Source organism: Embleya scabrispora DSM 41855 (genome assembly GCF_000372745.1).
Classification (GTDB): domain Bacteria; phylum Actinomycetota; class Actinomycetes; order Streptomycetales; family Streptomycetaceae; genus Embleya; species Embleya scabrispora.
This window is the reverse complement of record NZ_KB889680.1, coordinates 1-20,573: the sequence shown is the minus strand read 5'-3', so window position 1 is coordinate 20,573 and position 20,573 is coordinate 1. Positions and strand designations below refer to the sequence as shown.

Sequence of the window (20,573 nt, the reverse complement as noted above, 5' to 3'; positions counted from 1 at the left end):
CGGGTTATCAGATATGACTGCCAGCAAGGCCGGTACGGCCACCGAGCACCCATCGAGTCCGGCCGCCCGGGTGGCACTGCGCGTGCGCGGCGCGGTCTTCTCCCCGGTCACCGTGTCCGTCGTGGCCGCGCTGATCCTGGGCGCGATCATCCTGGCCGGCACCGGCGCCGACCCGCTTACCGCGTACGGCTCGGTGCTCACCGGGGCGTTCGGCTCCGAAGGCATCGGCGACACGCTCGGCGAGTGCATCCCCATCGTCGGCCTCGCCCTGGCCCTGGCCATCCCGCTGCGCGCGGGCCTGGTCAACCTCGGCGGCGACGGCCAACTCGTGCTGGGCGGCCTGGCCGCCGTCTCGGTCGGCCTGTACTCGCCCTTCCCCAGTGCCGTCACCGTGGTCCTGGCGTTGCTCGCGGGCATGCTCGCGGGCGGCCTGTGGGCCGCGCTCGCCGCCGTCCTGGAGACCCGCTGCGGTGTCCCGCTGCTGGTCAGCAGCCTGCTGCTGAGCTACCCGGCGATGTCGTTCGTGTCCTACATGGTGCGCTTCCCGCTGCTCCAGAAGGGTTCCGGCATCCCGCAGACCGAACGGCTGCCCGAGGGCGTCAAGCTGCCCGAGTTCGCCGCCGGGTCCGGCGCGGGCACCGGGGTCAGCGTGGGCATCGTGCTGATCGTGCTGGCCGCGGTGATCTACTTCGTGGTCGACCACCGCACCGCCGCCGGCTACGAGGTGCGGATGACCGGCCTGGGCGCGCGCTTCGCCGGCTACGCGGGGGTGGACCGGTCCCGGCTCACCCTGCGGCTGATGTTCGCGTCCGGGTCGCTGGCCGGCCTGGTCGGCGCGATCACCGTGCTCGGCTTCCCGTACCGCATGGTCGACGGCGCGCTGACCACGCCCGGCTACACCTGGACCGGCCTGCTCGCCGCGCTGCTCGCCGCCGCGTCCCCGGTGGGCACGGTCGCCGCCGGGTTCTTCTTCAGCGCGCTGACCATCGGCGGCTTCGGCATGGAACAGGAGACCGCGGTGCCGCAGCAGCTCACCGCCGTTCTCCAGGCCGTGGTCATCCTCTTCCTCGCGGTACGCGGCGGCGTGTTCCGCAAGGGCGGATGGTTGCGCCGATTCGGCCGAGGACCCGACACCGCGGGCCACCCACCGCCGGATCCCGAAGCCGGCGTCCTCGACACCGGCATGCTCACGACCGGCGTACTCGACACCGGCGTCGCCGGGCCGCCCGCCCCCGCGCGCGGCGACGGAGGTAAGTGACCATGTCCTTCGACGCCGAACTGATCTTCTCCGCGCTGCGCGCGCTCACCCCGATCCTGTTCGCCGCCCTCGGCGGCGCGCTGTGCGAACGCGCCGGCGTGTTCAACGTGTCGCTGGAAGGCACCATGCTGATCGGCTGCTTCGCGGCCGTCACCGGCAGTTGGTTCGGCGGCAGCGTGTGGGTCGGCGTGATCTCCGCGGTGCTCGCCGCGATGGTCTTCTCACTGCTGCTCGCGATCGGCGCGGTCACCCTGGGCGCGGACGCGGTGGTGCTGTGCATCGCGCTGAACCTGCTCGCCGTCGGACTGACCGGCTTCCTGCTGCGCACGATCTTCGGCAAGCAGGGCACCTTCGGCGACCCCGACCTCAAGGGCCTGCAACCGGTCGACATCCCCGGCCTGGAGTCGGTGCCCTTCCTGGGCCGCGCGCTGTCCGGCCACTCACCGCTGGTGTACCTGTCCTGGGTCGCCGTCGTGGTGATCGCCGTACTGCTGTCCCGGCACCCCTGGGGCGTGCGGCTGCGCGGCGTGGGCGAGGCGCCGGAGGCCGCCCAGTCGCTCGGCGTCAGCGTCGCCCGCTACCGCTACGCCGCGATCCTGACCTCGGGCGCCCTGTGCGGGCTGGCCGGCGCGCAGCTCGCGCTGGGCAACGTGACCCTGTTCTCCGAGAACATGACCGCCGGGCGCGGCTGGATCGCCGTGGTCGCGGTGATGCTCGGGCGCGCGCTGCCGATCGGCGTGCTGCTCGCGGGCATCCTGTTCGGCCTGGTCGAAGCGGTCGGATTCCGGCTCCAGGGCGAGGGGATGCCGCAGCAGGCCGCCGATGCCGCGCCGTACGTGATGACCCTGGTCGCGCTGTTCCTGGCCACCCGCTCACGCGCCCGCCGCGGCGCGGCCGCGCCCCCGGGCCGGCTCACCGGTCGCATCCCCCGTCCTCGCCGATTCGCCCGCACCACCTCGGAGTCGCAGTCATGAGCAGCACCACCCGTCCGGCCGTACTGCCGATCACCAAGATCCCCAGCAGCGGCCTGCCCGCGCACGCGCTGGTCGTCGGCGACCCGGCGCGCGCCGCGCTGGTCGCCGAACGGCTGGACGACGCGCGGCAGATCGGCGCCAACCGCGAGTACGTCAGCTACGCGGGCAGCTGGCGCGGCGTGCCGATCGTGGTGTCCTCGCACGGCGTGGGCGGTCCGGGCGCGGTGTGCCTGTTCGGCGAACTGGCCGAGGCGGGCGTGCGTACCTTCATCCGACTCGGCACCGCGGGCGCGATGGCGCGCGGCGTGGGCGACGGCGATCTGGTGGTGGCCACCGGCGCGGTCCGCGACGACGGAGTGACGCAGCAGCTGGTCCCGGCCGAGTTCCCGGCCTTCGCCACCCCCGAGGTGGTCCTCGCGCTCGACGGCGCGGCCCGCGCGCACGCCGCGCCGTACCACCGGGGCATCGTGTGGACCCGGGCCGCGTTCATGCCGGGCGTGCTGGAGCTGCCGATGAAGCCGTATCAGGCGGCCGGCGTGCTCGCGATCGAGATGGAGTTGTCCGCGCTGCTGGTGTTCGCCGCCCTGGGCGGACACCGGGCGGGCGGCGTGCTGGTCGTGGACGGGATCGCGGCCGACGACCTGGTCGACGAGTCCGGCGGCTCGACGTACGACCCGCACCGACGGGTGGTCGCCGAGGGCGTCGAGCGCGGCGTCGTGGTGGCGCTGGACGCGCTGTACCGGCTGGCCCTGGACGAGGCCGGCGAGGCGGCGGACCGGGCGTGATCGACCTGCTCGTCACCGGCGGCGCGGTGCTCACGGCGGACGCCGCCGACACGTACATCCCCGACGGAGCGGTGGCGATCGAGGCCGGCCGGATCGTCGCGGTCGGCTCGGCGACCGAGTTGGGCACCCGGTATCCGGCGGCGCCGACCCTGGACGCGCGCGGGTGCCTGGTGTTGCCCGGCCTGGTCAACGCGCACGCGCATTCGGCGATGACGCTGTTCCGGGGCCGGGCCGACGACGTCGACCTCCAGGTGTTCCTGGAGCGGCTGGTGGCCGCCGAGAGCGCGGTGCTGAGCGCCGAGGTCGTGCGCGTCGCGGTCCGCCTCGCCCTGGCCGAGTCGATCCGGGCGGGGGTGACCACCGCGATGGACATGTACTGGTTCCCCGAGGCGGGGCTCGCGGCCGCCGCCGAGGCGGGCTTTCGGCTGGTCACCGGGCCGACGTTCATGGACGTGCCCGGGCCTCCGGACGGCCTCGACTTCGCCGCGCGGCTGCGTCGGGCAGCCGAGTCGCTCGCCCGCTCGGCGGGTGACCGAGCGTCCGCCCACGCCGTGCCGACCCGCTGCGTGACTCCGCACAGCACCTACACGCTGAACCCGGACCAGTTGCTCGCCGTCGGCGAACTGGCCCGCGAACACGACGCGTTGCTGCACATCCACGCGGCGGAGAACGCGGTCGAGGTGGCCGGCGTGCGCGAGCGGTACGGCCGCCGTCCGGTGGAACTCCTGCACGACCTGGGCCTGTTGCGCCCGGGCACGCTGCTGGCGCACGCGGTCCACCTCACCGACGAGGAGATCGCGCTGGTCGCGGCGTCCGGAGCGGGTGTGGCGCACTGTCCGGTCTCCAACCTCAAGCTCGCCTCCGGAGTGGCCCGGCTGCCCGAATTGCTCGCCGCCGGCGTGCCGGTGGGCCTGGGCACCGACGGCGCGGTCAGCGCCAACACGCTCGACCTGTTCGGCCCGATCCGCGCCGCCGCGACCCTGCACCGGGTCACCCCGGGCGGCGCGCCCGATCCGACCTTGATCGGGGCCCGCACCGCGCTCCGGATGGCCACCGCGGACGGCGCCCGGGCAATCGGCATCGGCGCGCTGACCGGGTCGATCGAGGTCGGCAAGGCGGCCGACCTGGTCGTGCTGGACCTGAACCGGCCCCACCTGACGCCCAGGCACGACCCGTGGTCGATGCTCGCCTACGCGGCCGGTCCCGCCGACGTGCGGGACACGGTGATCGACGGCCGAATCGTCATGCGCGACCGTCGACTGCTTACGATCGACGAAGGCGCGGCGATCGAGGACCTGAATGCCCTCGCCGCCACGCTGCCGAACCCGTCCGGACGACCGGGTCGCGCTCCCGACCCGAACGACACCGGATCGGCGCCCTCGCGGGAGGGCGCGTCCGGGGTGTCCGCATCGGGGATCTCGACATGAGCCAGGGGGCACTCGACATGAGCCGTGGAGGTCTCGACGTGAGCCGTGGAACGCTCGACGTGAGCCATGGAGGTCTCGACACCAGTCGGGAGGTCTGGACATGAGTTCCACCACGCGTGGCTTCGTCGGTCGGCACACGGCCGCCGAGCGCGACCCGCGCCTGCCTCCGGGTCAGTACGACGCACGCCACGACTTCCCCGTGCTCTCCGCCGAGGTCACCCCCGAACTCGCGGCGGCCGACTGGTCGTTCCGGGTCGACGGACTGGTCGACCGGCCGCGCGCGTGGGACTGGGAGCAGGCCCACGCGCTGCCCCGCGAGACCTACGACGGGCCGATCCACTGCGTCACGTCCTGGTCCAGGCTGAGCACCGACTTCGGCGGCGTCCCGCTGGACGCGTTCCTGGCCGAGGCGGGCCCGCGGTCGACGGCCACCCATGCGGTGGCCTACTCGCACACCGGCTACACCACCAACCTCGCGCTCGCCGACCTGACCGGCGGCCGGGCCTGGATCGCGTTCGACTTCGAGGGCGCGCCACTGACCCCGGCGCACGGCGGGCCCGCCCGGCTGCTGGTGCCGCACCTGTACTTCTGGAAGAGCGTCAAGTGGATCGCGGGCCTGCGCCTGCTCGACCACGACGAACCGGGCTTCTGGGAGGTCAACGGCTATCACCACCGCGGTGATCCGTGGGCGGAGGAGAGGTACTCCGGTGACTGAGACGACCATGTCGGCCGGCGGGCCGGGCACGCCGCCGATTCCCGCCTTCGCCGCACCCGGCCGCGCCGCGCCGAGTCTGCGCGGGAAGGTGGACTGGCAGGCGGCGACCGTGGTCGAGGTGCGCCGGGAGACGCCCAACGCGGTCACCGTACGGCTCGCCCTGCCCGTGTGGCACGCGCACGTCGCGGGTCAGCACTACATGCTGCGATTGACCGCCGCCGACGGGTACACCGCGCAGCGCCACTACTCGGTCGGCTCGGCGCCGGACGACGAGGGGCACATCGAGCTCACCGTCGATCGTATGCCGGGCGGCGAGGTGTCCGGCTTCGTGCACGACGTGGCCCGGGTCGGCGACGTCCTGGAGGTGCGCGGCCCGCTCGGCGGGTTCTTCGCGTGGCCCGGCGACCGGCCGGCACTGCTGGTGGCCGGCGGTTCCGGGCTGGTCCCGCTGATGGCCATGGTCCGGCACCGGCGCCGGCGCGGGTCGACCGTGCCGCTGCGCCTGGTGGCCTGCGCGCGTACTCCGGAGGATCTGTTGTACGCGCGGGAGTTGGCTCCGCTGCCGGGCGAGGAGCACACCGTGCTGTACAGCCGTGCGGCGCCGAGCGGGTATCCGCATCCGGTGGGCCGGCTCGGCGCGAAGACGATCGCGCCGCATGCGGCGGCGGTGCTCGCGGACGAGCGCTACGAGGTGTTCGTCTGCGGCTCGACCGGCTTCGCCGAGCACGCGGGGCGGCTGCTGGTCGCGGCGGGGGTGCCGAGCTCGCGCATCCGGGTGGAACGGTTCGGCTGAGGGCGGGACTCGGGGGCGGAGCGGCTCGGCCGGGGTGGCCCGTGAAGGCGGCTTCCGCCCGGACGGCCGGGGGGCGGCTTCCGCCCGGACTGCCGGACGGCTTTCGACCGGGCGGCCGGTGGTACGAACTTCCGTTCCACCGGCCGCTTTTCGCTGCTCGCGCTCGGGTTCAGCTCGGGCGCAGGATCGGGCGGTCGCCGGTCAGGTCCAGGCGCGCGAAGGTCGCCGTCTCCGGGTGGTCGCCCACACCTCGGTCGTAGTACGGCTCGTTCGCGTCGGGCCGGCGCACGCCGACCGTCCACCAGCCGGCCTCGCGCGCCGCGTCCAACTCCTCGACCAGGTCGGAGAGGAAGACCAGGCGCTCGGGTCGCGGCTCGCCGATCATCGCCGCGATGGTGCGGTACGAGTCGGCCACCCGCTTGGGCCCCGCGTTCTCGGTGTCGAAGTGGCCGGAGAACAGCGGCAACAACGAACCCTCCGGCGAACTGCCGAACCACGCGCGCTGCGCGGCGACCGAGCCGGACGAGAAGATGTACAGCCGGTGCCCCGCCGCGTGCCACGCGCGCAGCGCCGGGATCGCGTCCGGGTAGAAGTGCGAGGTCAGTTCGCCGGACGCGAAGCCCTCGGCCCAGATCAGGCCCTGGAGAGCCTTGAGCGGGGTGACCTTCTCGTCCCGGTCGAGCCAGCCGTTGAGCGCCTCGACGATCCGCTTGGTGTCCGCGTCCGGCTCGCCGATCAGTGCCCGTACGCCGTCGGCCGCGCGCACGACGTCCGGGTGGTCGCCGTGTTCGTCCAGCCAACGGGCGAAGTGCTCGCGGGAGTACGGGTAGAGCTGCTCCGTGATGAAGCCGGTGGCGCTGGTGGTGCCCTCGATGTCGACGACGACCGTCAGCGGTGCGGGGGAGGTACCGTCGCTCACGCCGCGTACCCGGCCCGGATCTCGTCGAAGTCCGGGAAGCGGGAGGAGATCGGGTCGCCGGTGAAGTCGCCGATCCAACCGTCCTCGTCGTGGAAGAACCGAATCGCGGCGACCGAGGGCTCGACACCCATGTCGAACCAGTGGGTGATGCCCTTGGGTACCGAGAGCAGGTCGCCCGCCTCGCACAGCACGGCGTGTACGCGGCCGGCGATGTGCAGGTAGAAGATGCCCGCGCCCTCGACGAAGAAGCGCACCTCGTCGTCGTCGTGGGTGTGCTCGGTGAGGAACTTGGCCCGCGCCCCGGCGGCCTTGGCCGGCCACTCCGGGTCGTCCGAGGGCTGGAGACGAATCACGTCGACCTGGATGTAGCCCTCGGCGGCGGTGATCCGGTCCACCTCGGTCCGGTACGCCGCGATCACCTCGTCCTGCGTCGCGCCGTCGGGCAGCTCGACATCGGCCGTCCAGCGCTCGAACCGCACACCGATCGGCTCCAACGCGGCGGCGATCTCGACCGGGTCCGAGGTACGCAGAATCAACTCGGCGGCGTCGGTCTCGGGCCAAACGGTCAGCAAGGACATGACGTCCCTCCTCGGCAACTGAATCGGGGCGGACCCCCCAAGCAACGGATCACCCCCAAAACTACCGTCTCCCCCCAACCCACCCACCCCCAAGCCCACCCCCCGAGACACCCACAGCCATCCGGCGCCCGAGGACAAGGCAACCCGGCCCGCCCGACACCCTCCAGCCCGTCCGGCACCATCCAGCCCGTCCGGCGTTTGAGGACAAGCCAGGCCGCAGGCCGGCGTCCACAACCCGTCCGGCGTTCGAGGACCGCTCAGCCACGCCCCAAGGCCGACCCGCGACTACGGCAAATACCCACCCGCGCGCGCCGCGACAACCGCCTCGACCCGATTGTGCGCCCCCAATTTCCGCATCGCCGCCCGCAGGTAACTCTTCACCGTCTCCGCCCCCAGCCCGAGCGCCTGCCCCACCTCCGCATTGGTCCGCCCCACCGCGACCAACGCCAACACATCCGTCTCCCGAGGCGTCAACCGCACCATCCGCACCGTCCGCCCCCTCCCCACCCCACGGGCCTCATCCGCAAGCCCACCGGAGGTGTCCGCGCCCGCCCCCGCCGTCCGCGCCAGCCGCCCGCACACCTCCCGCAACCGCTCCCCCAGCCCGGGATCCGTCGCGGCCCCGGCCAGCGCCAACAAATCGGCATACGCCAGCCGGATCTCCAACGCGGCCCACCCCGGCAACTCCGCCGCCTGCGCCATACGTTGCTCGACCTCACGGGCAACCGCGATCTCCCGCCCGGCATCCCGCGCGGCGTCACAGGCCGACGTCAGGATCCCGTCACCGAAGTCCGACGGCCGCCGCAGCGCCCCGTACAGCACCGCCGCCACCCCGCGCCCCGCAAGCACCGGCACCGCGAACACCGCCCGTACCCCCTCCGTGGTGACCGCGCGGTCGTACTCGTGGCTGATCGCCGACGCCGCGACATAGTCGACCACCCGAACCGGCCGCCGGGTGGCGATCGCCTTGCCGCCGACCCCGGTCCCCGCCACCACCGTGAGCCCCGCGAGCACGCGCGTCGAGGTCCCGCTCAGATACGAGATCACCAGCCGATCCCCCGCATCGGGACACGGACCGGCGAACGCGACGTCCACCCCGGTCCGCGCCCGGAACCGCTCGACCGCCCGACCCACCGAATCGCCGACCGAGCCCGCGTACCCGCTCATGCTTCCTCCGTACGTCCGGCCTGTGCCCGGCCCGGGACCGACCCGGGATCAGCCCGGGACCGACCCGGGGGTTCGGCTCGCCTCCACCCGCCACGAGCCGCACGCCTCCGGCGCAAGGGCAACGTACTGCCGGGCTCCGCGTCGCATCACCCCCATTCGGGGGTACACCGCTCGCCGCCTCCGTCCATCCCCACCTACCGTCGCGACAGCAACGCGGCAGCGCCGCGACGCAACACCGCAGCACCACCCCCTCGCGCCCACGGCACCCCCCGCATCCCGACCAGGCAGGTGACCCGCGATGACCGCTTCCCCGCCCCCGTTCCCGCAGCCCGAGGACGTCCCGGCCCCGAATCGCCTCGCCACCCGCCAGGGCGAGCGCACGCCGCCGCTCCCGCACGAGACCATCGGCGCCAACCTGGCCCGGATCGCCGCCACCTACCCCGACCACGACGCCCTCGTCGAGTGCGCGAGCGGCCGGCGCTGGACGTACGCCGAATTCGACGCCGCCGTCGACGACCTCGCCCGCGCTCTCATCGGCATCGGCGTCGAGGCGGGCGACCGGGTCGGCATCTGGTCGCCCAACTGCGCCGAGTGGACCCTCGTCCAGTACGCCTCCGCCCGGGTCGGCGCGATCCTGGTCAACCTCAACCCGGCCTACCGGGTGCACGAAATCGAGTACGCGCTGACCCAATCCGGCACCAAACTGCTGTTCGCCGCGTCGCGCGTGAAGACCAGCGACTACCCGGCGATGGTCACCGAGGTCCGCCCCGCCTGCCCCGACCTGGACCGCGTCGTACACATCGACACCCCGGACTGGCCGGCGCTGGTCGCCGAAGGCGGCACGGTCTCGGTCGAGCGGTTGCGCGCCCGCGAGGCCACGCTGCGTCCCGAGGATCCGATCAACATCCAGTACACCTCCGGCACCACCGGCTTCCCCAAGGGCGCGACCCTCTCGCACCGCAACATCCTGGGCAACGGCTTCCAGGTGGCGGAGACCCAGGGCTGGACGGCCGCCGACCGGGTGTGCCTGCCGGTGCCCTTCTACCACTGCTTCGGCATGGTGATGGGCAACCTCGGCGCGACCAGCCACGGCGCGTGCATGGTCGTCCCGGCCGCGCTGTTCGACCCGGCCGCCACGCTGCGCGCCGTACACGAGGAACGCTGCACGGTCCTGTACGGCGTCCCGACCATGTTCATCGCCGAACTCGCGCTGCCCGACTTCGAGGCGGGCAAGTACGACCTCTCCACGCTGCGCACCGGCGTGATGGCGGGCTCACCGTGCCCGGTCGAGGTGATGAAGCGGGTCATCGACCGGATGGGCATGACCGAGGTGACCATCTGTTACGGCATGACCGAGACCTCGCCGGTGTCCACCCAGACCCGCCGCGACGACTCGCTGGAGCGCCGCGTCGGCACGGTCGGCCGAGTGCACCCGCACCTGGAGATCAAGGTGATCGACCCGACCACCGGCACGACCGTGCCCGAGGGCACCCCCGGCGAATTCTGCACCCGGGGCTACTCGGTGATGCTCGGTTACTGGCGAGACCCCGAGCGCACCGCCGAGGTGATCGACGCGGACGGCTGGATGCACACGGGCGACCTGGCCACGATGGACGCGGACGGCTACGTCTCGATCGTCGGCCGGATCAAGGACATGGTGATCCGAGGCGGCGAGAACGTCTATCCACGCGAGATCGAGGAGTTCCTGTACGGCCACCCCGACATCGAGGACGTCCAGATCGTCGGCGTACCCGACGAGCGCTACGGCGAGGAACTGATGGCCTGGATCAAACTCCGCCCCGACGCCGCAGAACTCACCGCGACCGATCTCCGCGACTTCTGCACGGGCCGCCTCGCCCACTACAAGATCCCCCGCTACGTCCACCTCGTCGACACCTTCCCCATGACGGTGACCGGCAAGATCCGCAAAATCGAAATGCGCGAGCGCTCCGTCGAACTGCTGAACCAGCAACCGACCTGACCCCCTCCCCCGGAAGGGCAGGTGCGGCGCAAAGCAACTACCCGAAACGGGTCGGCGAGGCGGCCCCGACCTCGGCCGGACCCATCCTCACCGCAGCCGCTCGATCGCCTCGCCGATCAGATGCGGATTCCGGGCGTAGTAACCGTCATACGCACCACTCACATCGCGGTACTCGGCCACGATCCGCGCCGCCTCGGCGATGTCGCACGTCCCACGGCCGACCACCTCGCGGTACACCACCACGGCCGCGTCCAGGTGCCACGAGTCCGCGCCGAGCCTGGCCAACAGCACCTGCGGCCGATCCCGAAACGGGCCGTACCGGGCGATCCACGGAGCGAGCCGCAGTACGGCCCGCTGATACCCGTTCGCGCCGACCCCCGCCGCTGCCGCAAAGGTCGGCGCGAGCGCACGCAGCAGCCGTGCCTCGAGATCCGCACCGGGCAACTCCGGGTACTCCTTGTGGAACTCGCGAAGATCCACGCGAGCCGCAAGCGAGTCCGCGGTGAACGGCCGGCTTCCATGGGAGGGATCGCTTGCCATGAAGGTCGCCCGCAACAAAGGCACGCCCAGCGAAGTGTTCTCCGCGAGCAGGACCGCGTCGTAGAGGTCCTTGCCTTGCGGATGGATGTCGTCGACCAACCACAGCAGTTTCCACGCCAGGGACTGTCCCGGTGTGACGCCGAGCAGCAGGTGCGACCCGCTCCCGTCCGAGCGGGGAATCTCGGTCGGCTCGGGTTCGGAAGGCAGCTGTTCACCGAACACGAAGTCCAGTTGCACCGTGCCTGCCGGCACCCCGTCGGCCCGCCACGGCAGCACCAGCCGCCGTCCCGGAACCCGGTCGTAGGTCCAGATCTCGTCGCTCAACGCGAGCGTCGACACGACCCGCACGTCGTAGGGCCCGCCGTCGGCGGCGGAAGAGTGCTCGGCGCGCCGCGCGATGTCGACGAACATCCGCTCGGTCCTGCCGTCGCCGACGTCCCATCCACTCGGTGTCACCACGAAGTCCAGGTCACCGGGCTCGCGGGCGACGGACCCGTACCACGCCTTCAGCAACACGCTTCCGCGCAAGACGAGATCGTCCACCCACCGGGACCCGGCAACCGCCTCCAGCACGTGGTCCACGACCGCTCGGCGCGCCCGATGCCACCGTGCCTCCGCCGCCGCGTCCTCGAATCGAGGCTCACCGGCGCGCACCGCTCGCGCATAGTGCGTGAGCGCCGGGTCGAACACAGGACTCTGAGCGACACCTGCGCCGGGTACGACGGCGAGCGAGCGCGGTAGTTCCAGGTGCGCGCGACGGGCCTCGCTCGGCGTGGCCTGTGGCAGGCGATCACCGGCGGGCCAGGGTCCCCGCGGGAAGGCCGCCCAGGCAACGTCGGCGGCAGCCGAAGCGTCAGTGGTCGATCGGCGAGGTGGTACAGCGGGACGGGGCATGGTCCGATCATGCCGGGCACGCGGTGTGATTTTCCGGAAGGCAGACATTACTCTCGAGTAGATTGCGGGTCGAAGAGGGCCGTATGCCCGGCACATCGTCGTCGTCCGCTCGCGCGTCCTGCGAGTGGGCCGGAGCGCGCGTCGGCCCTGAGCCCGGCGTCGACATCACCCGGGCGAGTGCGCCGACTCGCCCGCCGGCCCGAGCAGCACGGCGGCGCCCGCTCGTACGGCGGGCCAATCGGTCTCGGCGCCGCGGGCCATCGCTCGGTCCAACCACGTCGCGCGGTCGTGCTGTTCGTGGCGTAGCAGCCGCAGGTCGAGGTCGATCCCGGCGGGCGGGCCGACCGCCTCGAAACCGGCGACCCGCTCCTCCATCGCGGCCAACAGCTCACGGTCGAATGCGGTCACGGCGGCGACGAACGCCTCGGTCGAGAGGGTGACCCGGCCGGTCGGCGGGGCGGTGAACACGATCGGGTCGTCGTCGTCCGGGTCGGCGGGATGCGCCCAGGTGACGGTCATGGTGTCGGCGCCGCCCGAGAGCGTGCGCCGGAACCGGATGTCCGGCGACGCGCTCAGGTGGCCCATGTGCAACGCGTGACCCGCGTGCCAGGACCTCGCGGCCTCGACCTCCGGCGCAGCGGGCCGGGTCGCGTCCGGTTGCCCGCCCGCCACGAAGTCGAGCAGATCCGGCGGCACCGGCTCCAGGACGCGCGGCATCAGGTCGACCACGTCCTCCCACAACCGGACCACGTGGTAGTCGACCCAGGGCGGCGCCCCCGCCTCGGCACACCCGGCCGCCGACGCCTGCGGGCCCGGTGTGCCGTCCGCGTAGCGCAGCAGCTCGTGGCCACCCAGTTCGATCGAGTACCAGCCGTCCGTCAGGATGAACCAGCCCAACCGAGGCGCATCCTCACCCCAGACCCGGACCGCCGTCACCGGGCGCAGCACGAACCGAAAGCGCAACATCCGGCGAGTCTCCCAGGCCCCCCGCCACCACCCACCGGCAGCAGCCCCGGCCGCGTCCGGACTCCCCTGGACTCCACTGTGCGACGCTGCTGTGGCCGGCCGTCTCCATCAACCGCGCCGAGCCGGCCTCGTTCCGCGCCGCGCCGACCGCGACGGCCGCACCGCCCGAGAGCCCGGAGCCCGCCTTGCCACCGTCGGACACCCCCACCTCGACCGACGCCCGCACCGACGTCGCCCGTGGCGCCGACCCGCGGCCCGCCGTCCACCCGGCCATCGCCGATGCCTCGGCCGCATCCGCCCTCGCCGCCGCACTGCCCGGGATCACCGGCAACCTGTCGGTGGCCATCCTCCGGCCGAGCGACGGCCGTCTCGTCGGCTACAACGCGGACCGCTTCCACGTCACCGCCAGCATCGTGAAGGTGGACATCCTGGCCGCGCTCCTCCTCCAGGCCCAACAGGAACACCGCACCCTGACCACCACCGAACGATCCACCGCGGCCGCCATGATCGAACACAGCGACAACGACGCCGCCGACACCCTGTGGTCCGCCATCGGCGGCGCCGCCGGCCTCCGCACCGCCAACAGCGCCCTGGGCCTGACCGACACCGAACCGACCGGCCGCTCCTGGGGCTTGACCCGAACCACCGCCGCCGACCAGGTCCGCCTGCTCGACGCGATCACCGTCGGCGGCTCCCCACTCGACGCCGCCTCCCGCGCCTACCTGGCCGACCTGATGACTGCCGTCGAAGCCGGCCAGACCTGGGGCGTATCCGCCGCCGCCGACTCCGGCACCACCCCGGCCCTCAAAAACGGCTGGCTCCCCCGGGACGCCACCGGCCTGTGGGTGATCAACAGCATCGCCCACATCACCCACGCCGGCCGCCCCCTCCTGATCGCCGTCCTCTCCGACAACCAACAATCCATGCCCACCGGCATCACCCAACTCGAAACGGTGGCCCGGGCAGCCACCGCCACCGTGACCGGCACGCCGAACACCCCGAACTGAGCCCGACCGGCCGCCACTTCCCACCCTCACGCGTCCCGCCGTGCGAACCGCGACATGCCCAGAGCCAGTGCCGCCGCGGCGAGTTCACCCGCCTGCGACCGCGACCGGCCCCGCCGGGTCTGGCCGACCTCACTCCCCGGGAGGTCGACGTGCTGCGCCTGGTCGCCGAGGGCCTGTCGAACGCGGAGATCGCCGCGCGCCTGGTGGTCGGCGAGGAGACGGTCAAGTCGCACGTGAGCCGGGTGTTGCGCCGACTGGGCCTGCGCGACCGGGTCCAGGCGGTGGTCATCGCGTACGAGTCGGGCCTGGTCGTACCGCGCGCCGGCAGCCACTGAACCCACCGGCGGCACGGCGCCCGCGGGCCCGCCGCGCGCGCGAACCCCGCTCGGGGCGGCATCGGCGAGTCCGAGTGCGCGTCCGGCGCCCGGCGGGAGATCATCGAGGGATGAATACGAAGGTGCACCTCGCCCAGCAGGCCGAGGCGGACGAATTGCTCGGACGCAGTGCGTTGGCGGCGCTGGTCGGCATGCTCCTGGATCAGCAGATCCCGATGGAATGGGCCTTCGCCGGCCCGTACACGATCGCTCAACGCCTGGGCCGCACCGACCTGGACGCACACGAGATCGCCGAGTACGACCCGGACGGGTTCGCCGAACTCCTGTCCACCAAGCCCGCCGTACACCGTTACCCCGGGTCGATGGCGAACCGTGTGCAGCAGTTGTGCCGGTACCTGGTCGAGCACTACGACGGCGAGGCGAGCGCCGTGTGGGCCGACGCGGCGACCGGCACGGAGTTGCTCAGGCGTCTCCAGGAGTTGCCCGGCTTCGGGAAGCAGAAGGCGCAGATCTTCCTGGCCCTGCTCGGCAAGCAGTACGGCGTGGCTCCGAAGGGTTGGCGCGAGGCCGCCGGCGGCTACGGCGAGGTCGGCTCGCATCGGTCGGTGGCCGACATCACCGGCCCCGAGTCGTTGGCCAAGGTCCGGGCCCACAAGCAGGAGGCCAAGCGCGCGGCAAAGGCCGCCAAGGCGGCGAAGGACTCCTGACCGACCCGATGCCGCGGCCGGGCCCTCCACCGCTTCCCGGCCACGACATCACCAAGCCGGCCCCGGGCCCCGGGCTCCCGAGCCGTGCGCCCCGGCGGGGCCTTCCCGCCACCACCGCTCACGAGCCCGGCATCGCCCTCGCCACCCCGGACGCCCCGGCCACCGTCGAACCCGCCGCCGATGGCACCGAGGCTCCCGAAGCCGGCGAACCTTCCGAATCCCCGGCAGCCTCCGAAGCCCCGGCCATTACCGCCCCCGCCCCCGCATCCCGCCCCGGCCGCGGCAAGAACAGCGCAGCCGCCGCGGTGAGCAAGGTCGCGGCGCCGAGGATGTACCAGGCCCGGTCGTACCCGTCGAGCGTGGCCGGCGCGCCCACCGCCGCGACGAACACCGCGACGCCGAGCGCCGCGCCGACCTGACGCAGCATGGTGATCACTCCCGAGCCGGTGGCGAACCGATCCGGGGTCAGTGCGCCGGTCGCGGTGGCGATCAACGTGGGCAGGATCAGACCGACGCCGATGCCGGTGAGGATCGAGCCGGGCAGCAGGTCGCTCGCGTAGTGCGCGTGCGGTTCGAGCCGCGCGATCCACCACCCCAGGCCCGCGCTGAACGAGAGCCCGCCGACCACCACCAGCGGCCCGGGTCCGAAGCGGGCCACGCAGCGGCCGGCCGCGATGGTCACGAACGGCACACACAGCGGCCCGGGCACGGTGCCCAGCCCGGTGCGCAGCGCGCTCCAGCCCCACACGGTCTGCATCCACATCGTGCCGGAGATCAGCATCCCGGCGAACGCGATCCCGAACAGGATGTTGGCGATGCCGGACACCGCGTAGGTGCGGTTGCGCACCAGTGCGCCCTCGACCACCGGACGCGGATGGCGCCCGTTACGCAGCAGGAAGCCGGCCACGAACAGCAGGGTGAGCACCCAGACGCCGAGCGTACGACCGGACGACCAGCCCCAGTCCGGCGCGCGCACCACGCCCAGCGACAGTGCGCCGATCGCCACGGTCAACAACGCGGCGCCGAGCAGGTCGGGCAGCGGCCCCCGGTCGGTGGGCGCCGGGTCGGGCAGCCGACGCGCGCCGAGTACCAGCGTGAGCACGCCGATCGGCAGGTTGACCAGGAAGACCCAGCGCCAACCGGGTTCGAGCAGCAGCCCGCCCAGGATCGGCCCGAGCGCGGCGGCGAGTCCGCCGATCGCGGCCCACGCACGGATCACCGCGCCGCGCCGTTCGGGCGGATAGGAGGTGAGCAGCAGGCCGAGCGACGCGGGCATCAGCAACGCGGCGCCGACCGCCTGGGCGAGGCGGGCGATCACCAGGACGGCGAGCGTCGGCGACGCGGCGCACAGCGCGGACGCCACGGTGAACACCGCGATTCCGGCCAGAAACGCCCGTCGATGACCGATCCGGTCGGACAGTCGGCCGGCCGGGACCAGGAGCGCGGCGAATACCACGGTGTAGGCGTTGAGCACCCAGGACAGGTCGGCGAGCGAGGCGTGCGACCAGGTCTCGGCCAGCGACGGCATCGCCACGTTGACGATGAACAGGTCGAGGTTGACGAGCACGACGCCCGCGCAGACCAGGACTGCGGCGAGGGCGCGTGGCGGGTGATCCGGATCGGTACTGGCCATGACGGCGTCCCCTCAGTTGAGTTCTATGACGAAACTCAAGGTAGAGCCGCTAAGTTCTATAATGCAACTCACTGAGTTCCATAAAAGGACTCGCCGGTTAGGATGGCGCCATGCGTCGGAAGAGTTTCCAGGAGATGCCCTGCTCGGTCGCCCAGTTCCTGGAGGTGGCCGGAGAGTGGTGGACGATGCTGATCGTGCGGGACGCCTTCCTGGGCGTGACCCGCTTCGACGACTTCCACGAGCGGCTGGGCATCTCCCGCAACGTGCTCACCCAGCGGCTGGAACACCTGATCGAGCACGGCGTCCTGATCCGCGAGGCGTACCAGGACAAGCCGGCGCGCTACGACTACCGACTGACCGACAAGGGCCGCACATTGTGGCCGGTACTCAACGCGATGCGTCAGTGGGGCGACCAATGGGCCGCACCGGACGGCCCGCCGCTGATCGTCACGCACACCCACTGCGGCCAACCCACCACGGCCGTACACGTCTGCTCACACTGCGGCGAACCGCTGACCTCGCACGACCTGCGCGCCTCGGCCGGCCCGGGCGCCCGAGGCGGCCTCCTCGACGGCCTGCCCCGCCGGGCCACGCCCAGCGCCTGACGCGACGCCGCCCGGCACCCGAGAGGTCGGCGAACCCTTGGAGTCGCCGCGCACCCGACAAGCCGGCGAGCGCCGGCCGGGCAATCACCGCCCGGCCGACATTCGAGCCGAAAGACCCGGAAAGACCCCGAAGGACCGGAGCCGGATCAGAACCGAATCAGAGCCGGATCAGAGCTCCGGCGGAGCCGGCGGAGCCGCCGGCAAAACGGTGAACCCGAGCTTCGTCAGCGCCCGCGAGACCTCCGCCGCGCTGAAATCACGCGGAAGTTGTCCCGTGACCACCGATCCCACCTGCTTGACCGGATAGGTACGGCGCCCGATACGGACCGATTCGCCGGTGATCGGGTCGGGCTTGACCCCGCTCATCGCGCGCTCCACCTCGTTCATCTGCAGGTGGAAGGACTGGCCAGCGATCGTGCAGCGCATATTGCCTCAGCAAAGGAAGGGGTGAGTGCTACCGGTATGGCAAGTCTCGCGCAGTCCCGGCCGCAAGCACAGTCCACGACCGCCGTCCGAGGTCGAGCCGGGTAATGCGGGGTGATATGTCACATCGTGTCAGGTCGGGTTCCAGCCGCGTACCCCCATCCGGCACCCGTCCGGCAAAAGCGGAATGACTCGTTCCACCGCAGACAACCCCCACCGTCGTCTGTCACCCTGCTCCGGGCAGTGACCAACCGTCGACCATCCGGAGTTACTCGGGGAGGACGAACGTGAACAGGCTCCCGAACGCGCCCGTCACCACAAAGGTCGCGTCCCCACCGCTAAAGGTCGCGTCGACACCGTTGTGGGCGGAGTTCGGCCGCACCCTGCGGACCCGGCGCCGCCTCGCGGGAATGACGCAGCAGCAGCTCGGGCTACGGGTCGGCTACCACCACAGCCTGATCAGCAAGCTGGAGGCCGGCCTGCGCGAGCCGCCCGCCGGTCTACCGCGCCGACTCGACGATCTCCTGGACACCGGCGGGGACCTGTCCGCGCTGTTGACGAGCCGATCGATTCCGCCGCCCGCTCTGCACCGCACCCACTTCTCGGTGATTCCCGGCGGCGAGGCGCCCGCCGGCCTCGCGCCGCTGGCCGACCGGTTCTGGCCCGACCGGTTGCCGTACCACGGGCTGCCCTGCCCGCTGCACGGCAAGGACGGCTGCCACGAGTGCGAGGTGCCGCCGTACGCCGACGCGCTCACCATCCTGGGCGCTATCGACGGGAACAACCCCGCGGGCGTCGATCCGGACGTCGTACACGTGCTCACCGCCCTGCTCGGCGGCTACACCCAGGCCGGTCTGCACGGCGGCGCCACCACCGGGCTGGTCGGCTCGGTCGAGTACGTGCTGCGCCGGATCGTCAGTTGGGCCGAATCGCTCAACGCGCACGGCCGCTCGCCGCACGCGCAGTTGCGCCTGGCCGCCGACTACGCCCAGTTGGCCGGTCGGTTCCGGATGCAGCAGGGGCAGAGCGTGATCGGCATGGCCTGGTACGACCGCGGGCTCAACTGGGCCGACGTGTGCGAGAGCCCGGGCGCCCGCGCGTCGTTGCTCGGCGACGTGTGCTCGCTGGCCCGTCTGGACGGCGACGCGGCGGCGGCGCTGGCCTATGCCCGCGCCCTGGAAGCGGTGGACCCCGGCCGGGCCTGGATCACCACGCTGGCCCAGCTGTACCAGGCGCGCGGCCACGCGCTCGACGGCGACATCGCCGAGTGTCGCCGGCGCATCACCACCGCGCATCGACAGGTGAACCGCTTCGACGAACGCGACCGGGCCGAGGCGCCGTGGTTGACCGGGCTGGCCGGCCGGCTGCGGATGGAGGCCACCATCGGCGGCGCGCTGCGCGACCTGGCCGCGCGCACCGGCGACCTCCCCTCGGCGCGCTCGGCGGTCCGGTCGGTACAGGCGGCGCTCGACCTGTTGCCGGTGTCGATGCGACCGGCGCGGGTGTTGCTCACGGTGCGCCTCGCGGACGCGCTCGCGTGCGCCGGCCAACCGGACGCGGCGGTGCTCGCCGCCGCGCCGGTGGTGCACGAGGCGGCGGGCCTGGGCACGGCCACCACGAATCGGGAACTGATGAGTCTGCGCCGGCGTCTGAGCCGGCATTGGAGCGATCTGCCCGAGGTCCGCGACCTGTTGGAGCAGATGCCCGGTCACTGAGAGGCGGGTCGGCGCGACTCCCGCCCCTCTCTGTCGAAATGCGGTCGGACAAACCCCGGAACAGGCACCGGAATTCAGCGAAGGGCCGCCCGATCGGTTGACCCGGCACTCCCGCGACTCCCGGGGTCTGCTTGGCGTTTGCCAGAATTTGCCGGCCGTTGCCGATCACTTCACCAAGTCCCCAACCCCGTGTGAGTGTTTCGCTCGCTCGGGCACGAACCCGGCCTGCACGGTCGCCCGCGTCGCTCACGAGGCGTACGCGGCGCATGCCGGCGTCGTGGTCGAGGTCTGCCTTCCACCCAAGGAGCCTCGATGAATCGCAGAACGACCACGGCCGGGACCGTCCTGGCCATGCTCGCCGGTTTGGCAATCGGCGCGGCCGGACCCTCGGCCGCCGCCGACCCCTCCCCTCCCCCCGCCAACTCCCAGGCACTCGCGGTATCCGCCGCCGACCGGGCGGCCGCAAGCGGCCTGGACAGTCTCGCCAAGGGGCCCGACGAGCAGTACGAACGCCAGGTCGTGACCCCGTGGGTCGCCGACCTGTTCTCGGTCGCGTACCAGCGCACCTACCGCGGCCTCCCGGTCGTCGGCGGGGACGCCGTGGTACTGGCCGACGGGAAGGGCCGGGTGCGGGCGACCCAGTCCTCCACCGAAGCGCGCATATCGGTCACCACCCAGCCGACCGTCACGGCCGGCGCCGCCGAGGCCACGTCCAAGGCCAAGCTCCCGGTCGTGGACAAGGTCGACTCGCATCGNCTGGTCGTCCGGGTCAAGGACGACAAGAGCGCGCTGGCCTGGGAGACCGTGCTGATCGGTCGTACCGACACCGCGCCCAGCAGGTTGCACGTGTTCGTCGACGCGAGCACCGGAGCGGTGCTCGACAGCTACGACGACGTCCGGGCCGGCAGCGGCAACAGCCAGTGGAACGGCCCCAACCCGCTCACCATCGACACCACCGGCTCGGGCAGTTCCTTCTCGTTGCGCGACCCGAATCGTCCCGGTCTGACCTGCGCGGACTACAGCACCGGCCAGGTCTTCACGAAGTCCAGCGACTCGTGGGGCAACGGCCAGGCGTCCAGCAAGGAGACCGGCTGCGCCGACGTCATGTGGGCGGCGCAGAAGGAATGGAACATGCTCCGCGACTGGCTCGG

18 protein-coding genes and 2 pseudogenes are annotated in these 20,573 nt (G+C 72.2%); 13 read left to right on the top strand and 7 right to left on the bottom strand.

Annotation, left to right across the window (positions count from 1 at the left end; genetic code table 11):
- Window positions 1-13 precede the first annotated feature (13 nt).
- The 6 genes from A3IC_RS57175 to A3IC_RS0129195 all read left to right on the top strand — a co-directional run bounded on the left by A3IC_RS57175 (window position 14) and on the right by A3IC_RS0129195 (window position 5,952).
- On the top strand, window positions 14-1,258 hold the full coding sequence (locus A3IC_RS57175; protein ID WP_020553622.1) for an ABC transporter permease: 1,245 nt from the start codon (window positions 14-16) through the stop codon (window positions 1,256-1,258).
- Between the two features lie 2 nt (window positions 1,259-1,260).
- Window positions 1,261-2,232 (top strand): ABC transporter permease, encoded by a 972-nt coding sequence (locus tag A3IC_RS0129215; RefSeq protein WP_040877340.1) that lies wholly within the window; start codon window positions 1,261-1,263, stop codon window positions 2,230-2,232.
- Entirely contained in the window at window positions 2,229-3,017 is a 789-nt protein-coding gene (locus A3IC_RS0129210) for a nucleoside phosphorylase (protein ID WP_020553620.1), read from the top strand. The genes A3IC_RS0129215 and A3IC_RS0129210 overlap by 4 nt, the downstream gene beginning before the upstream one ends.
- Window positions 3,014-4,444 carry an amidohydrolase family protein gene (locus A3IC_RS0129205; RefSeq protein WP_020553619.1) on the top strand — a complete coding sequence of 477 codons (1,431 nt, stop codon included), beginning with the start codon at window positions 3,014-3,016 and terminating at the stop codon, window positions 4,442-4,444. Before A3IC_RS0129210 ends, A3IC_RS0129205 begins: the two co-directional genes overlap by 4 nt.
- 100 nt (window positions 4,445-4,544) lie before the next feature.
- Window positions 4,545-5,159 carry a sulfite oxidase-like oxidoreductase gene (locus A3IC_RS0129200; protein WP_020553618.1) on the top strand — a complete coding sequence of 205 codons (615 nt, stop codon included), beginning with the start codon at window positions 4,545-4,547 and terminating at the stop codon, window positions 5,157-5,159.
- 7 nt (window positions 5,160-5,166) lie between these two features.
- A complete protein-coding gene (locus A3IC_RS0129195) occupies window positions 5,167-5,952 on the top strand; it encodes a ferredoxin reductase (protein ID WP_020553617.1) in 786 nt (261 codons plus the stop codon).
- Between the two features lie 169 nt (window positions 5,953-6,121).
- On the opposite strand, the gene mtnC is transcribed toward A3IC_RS0129195, so the two are convergent.
- The 3 genes from mtnC to A3IC_RS0129180 all read right to left on the bottom strand — a co-directional run bounded on the left by mtnC (window position 6,122) and on the right by A3IC_RS0129180 (window position 8,616).
- On the bottom strand, window positions 6,122-6,871 hold the full coding sequence (gene mtnC, locus A3IC_RS0129190) for an acireductone synthase (protein ID WP_020553616.1): 750 nt from the start codon (window positions 6,869-6,871) through the stop codon (window positions 6,122-6,124).
- Window positions 6,868-7,449: a 1,2-dihydroxy-3-keto-5-methylthiopentene dioxygenase gene (locus A3IC_RS0129185; protein ID WP_020553615.1), complete on the bottom strand. Its 582-nt coding sequence runs from the start codon at window positions 7,447-7,449 to the stop codon at window positions 6,868-6,870. The genes mtnC and A3IC_RS0129185 overlap by 4 nt, the downstream gene beginning before the upstream one ends.
- 285 nt (window positions 7,450-7,734) lie before the next feature.
- Window positions 7,735-8,616 (bottom strand): LuxR C-terminal-related transcriptional regulator, encoded by an 882-nt coding sequence (locus A3IC_RS0129180; protein ID WP_020553614.1) that lies wholly within the window; start codon window positions 8,614-8,616, stop codon window positions 7,735-7,737.
- A 298-nt stretch (window positions 8,617-8,914) separates the two neighbouring features.
- On the opposite strand from A3IC_RS0129180, the gene A3IC_RS0129175 reads away from it, so the two are divergent.
- Window positions 8,915-10,597 (top strand): AMP-binding protein, encoded by a 1,683-nt coding sequence (locus tag A3IC_RS0129175; protein WP_020553613.1) that lies wholly within the window; start codon window positions 8,915-8,917, stop codon window positions 10,595-10,597.
- 87 nt (window positions 10,598-10,684) lie between these two features.
- Here A3IC_RS0129175 and A3IC_RS57170 read toward each other — a convergent pair whose 3' ends face one another.
- Window positions 10,685-11,791 (bottom strand): nucleotidyl transferase AbiEii/AbiGii toxin family protein, encoded by a 1,107-nt coding sequence (locus A3IC_RS57170; RefSeq protein ID WP_245599631.1) that lies wholly within the window; start codon window positions 11,789-11,791, stop codon window positions 10,685-10,687.
- A 405-nt stretch (window positions 11,792-12,196) separates the two neighbouring features.
- Window positions 12,197-12,997, bottom strand: coding sequence for a DUF5984 family protein (locus A3IC_RS0129165; protein WP_020553611.1), 801 nt, complete (start codon window positions 12,995-12,997; stop codon window positions 12,197-12,199).
- A 185-nt stretch (window positions 12,998-13,182) separates the two neighbouring features.
- On the opposite strand from A3IC_RS0129165, the gene A3IC_RS0129160 reads away from it, so the two are divergent.
- The 3 genes and pseudogenes from A3IC_RS0129160 (at window position 13,183) to A3IC_RS0129150 (ending at window position 15,046) form a co-directional block, all read left to right on the top strand.
- Complete coding sequence (locus A3IC_RS0129160) at window positions 13,183-14,004, top strand: serine hydrolase (protein ID WP_020553610.1); 822 nt, start codon at window positions 13,183-13,185, stop codon at window positions 14,002-14,004.
- Window positions 14,005-14,084: 80 nt separating this feature from the next.
- Window positions 14,085-14,339 (top strand): annotated as a pseudogene (locus A3IC_RS66905) (response regulator transcription factor); the annotation flags it as partial.
- Between the two features lie 110 nt (window positions 14,340-14,449).
- Window positions 14,450-15,046, top strand: a complete 597-nt coding sequence (locus A3IC_RS0129150; RefSeq protein ID WP_020553608.1) for an HhH-GPD-type base excision DNA repair protein — start codon at window positions 14,450-14,452, stop codon at window positions 15,044-15,046.
- 118 nt (window positions 15,047-15,164) lie between these two features.
- Here A3IC_RS0129150 and A3IC_RS57160 read toward each other — a convergent pair whose 3' ends face one another.
- A complete protein-coding gene (locus A3IC_RS57160; RefSeq protein WP_020553607.1) occupies window positions 15,165-16,679 on the bottom strand; it encodes an MFS transporter in 1,515 nt (504 codons plus the stop codon).
- A 110-nt stretch (window positions 16,680-16,789) separates the two neighbouring features.
- Between A3IC_RS57160 and A3IC_RS0129140 the strand changes: the two genes are divergently transcribed.
- Window positions 16,790-17,284 (top strand): winged helix-turn-helix transcriptional regulator, encoded by a 495-nt coding sequence (locus A3IC_RS0129140; protein ID WP_040877339.1) that lies wholly within the window; start codon window positions 16,790-16,792, stop codon window positions 17,282-17,284.
- Between the two features lie 168 nt (window positions 17,285-17,452).
- Here A3IC_RS0129140 and A3IC_RS57155 read toward each other — a convergent pair whose 3' ends face one another.
- On the bottom strand, window positions 17,453-17,710 hold the full coding sequence (locus tag A3IC_RS57155; protein WP_020553605.1) for an SCO5918 family protein: 258 nt from the start codon (window positions 17,708-17,710) through the stop codon (window positions 17,453-17,455).
- Window positions 17,711-17,994: 284 nt separating this feature from the next.
- Between A3IC_RS57155 and A3IC_RS57150 the strand changes: the two genes are divergently transcribed.
- Window positions 17,995-19,422: a helix-turn-helix domain-containing protein gene (locus tag A3IC_RS57150; RefSeq protein WP_245599629.1), complete on the top strand. Its 1,428-nt coding sequence runs from the start codon at window positions 17,995-17,997 to the stop codon at window positions 19,420-19,422.
- Window positions 19,423-19,734: 312 nt separating this feature from the next.
- Window positions 19,735-20,573, top strand: a pseudogene (locus tag A3IC_RS0129125) (peptidase M28); the annotation flags it as partial.

Bases quoted from the DNA above. Each gene is read 5' to 3' on its own strand.
- A3IC_RS57175 (WP_020553622.1), top strand. From the start codon at position 14: ATGACTGCCAGCAAGGCCGGTACGGCCACCGAGCACCCATCGAGTCCG.
- A3IC_RS0129215 (WP_040877340.1), top strand. From the start codon at position 1,261: ATGTCCTTCGACGCCGAACTGATCTTCTCCGCGCTGCGCGCGCTCACC.
- A3IC_RS0129210 (WP_020553620.1), top strand. From the start codon at position 2,229: ATGAGCAGCACCACCCGTCCGGCCGTACTGCCGATCACCAAGATCCCC.
- A3IC_RS0129200 (WP_020553618.1), top strand. From the start codon at position 4,545: ATGAGTTCCACCACGCGTGGCTTCGTCGGTCGGCACACGGCCGCCGAG.
- A3IC_RS0129195 (WP_020553617.1), top strand. From the start codon at position 5,167: ATGTCGGCCGGCGGGCCGGGCACGCCGCCGATTCCCGCCTTCGCCGCA.
- A3IC_RS0129185 (WP_020553615.1), bottom strand. From the start codon at position 7,449: ATGTCCTTGCTGACCGTTTGGCCCGAGACCGACGCCGCCGAGTTGATT.
- A3IC_RS0129180 (WP_020553614.1), bottom strand. From the start codon at position 8,616: ATGAGCGGGTACGCGGGCTCGGTCGGCGATTCGGTGGGTCGGGCGGTC.
- A3IC_RS0129175 (WP_020553613.1), top strand. From the start codon at position 8,915: ATGACCGCTTCCCCGCCCCCGTTCCCGCAGCCCGAGGACGTCCCGGCC.
- A3IC_RS0129165 (WP_020553611.1), bottom strand. From the start codon at position 12,997: ATGTTGCGCTTTCGGTTCGTGCTGCGCCCGGTGACGGCGGTCCGGGTC.
- A3IC_RS0129150 (WP_020553608.1), top strand. From the start codon at position 14,450: ATGAATACGAAGGTGCACCTCGCCCAGCAGGCCGAGGCGGACGAATTG.
- A3IC_RS57160 (WP_020553607.1), bottom strand. From the start codon at position 16,679: ATGGCCAGTACCGATCCGGATCACCCGCCACGCGCCCTCGCCGCAGTC.
- A3IC_RS0129140 (WP_040877339.1), top strand. From the start codon at position 16,790: ATGCGTCGGAAGAGTTTCCAGGAGATGCCCTGCTCGGTCGCCCAGTTC.
- A3IC_RS57155 (WP_020553605.1), bottom strand. From the start codon at position 17,710: ATGCGCTGCACGATCGCTGGCCAGTCCTTCCACCTGCAGATGAACGAG.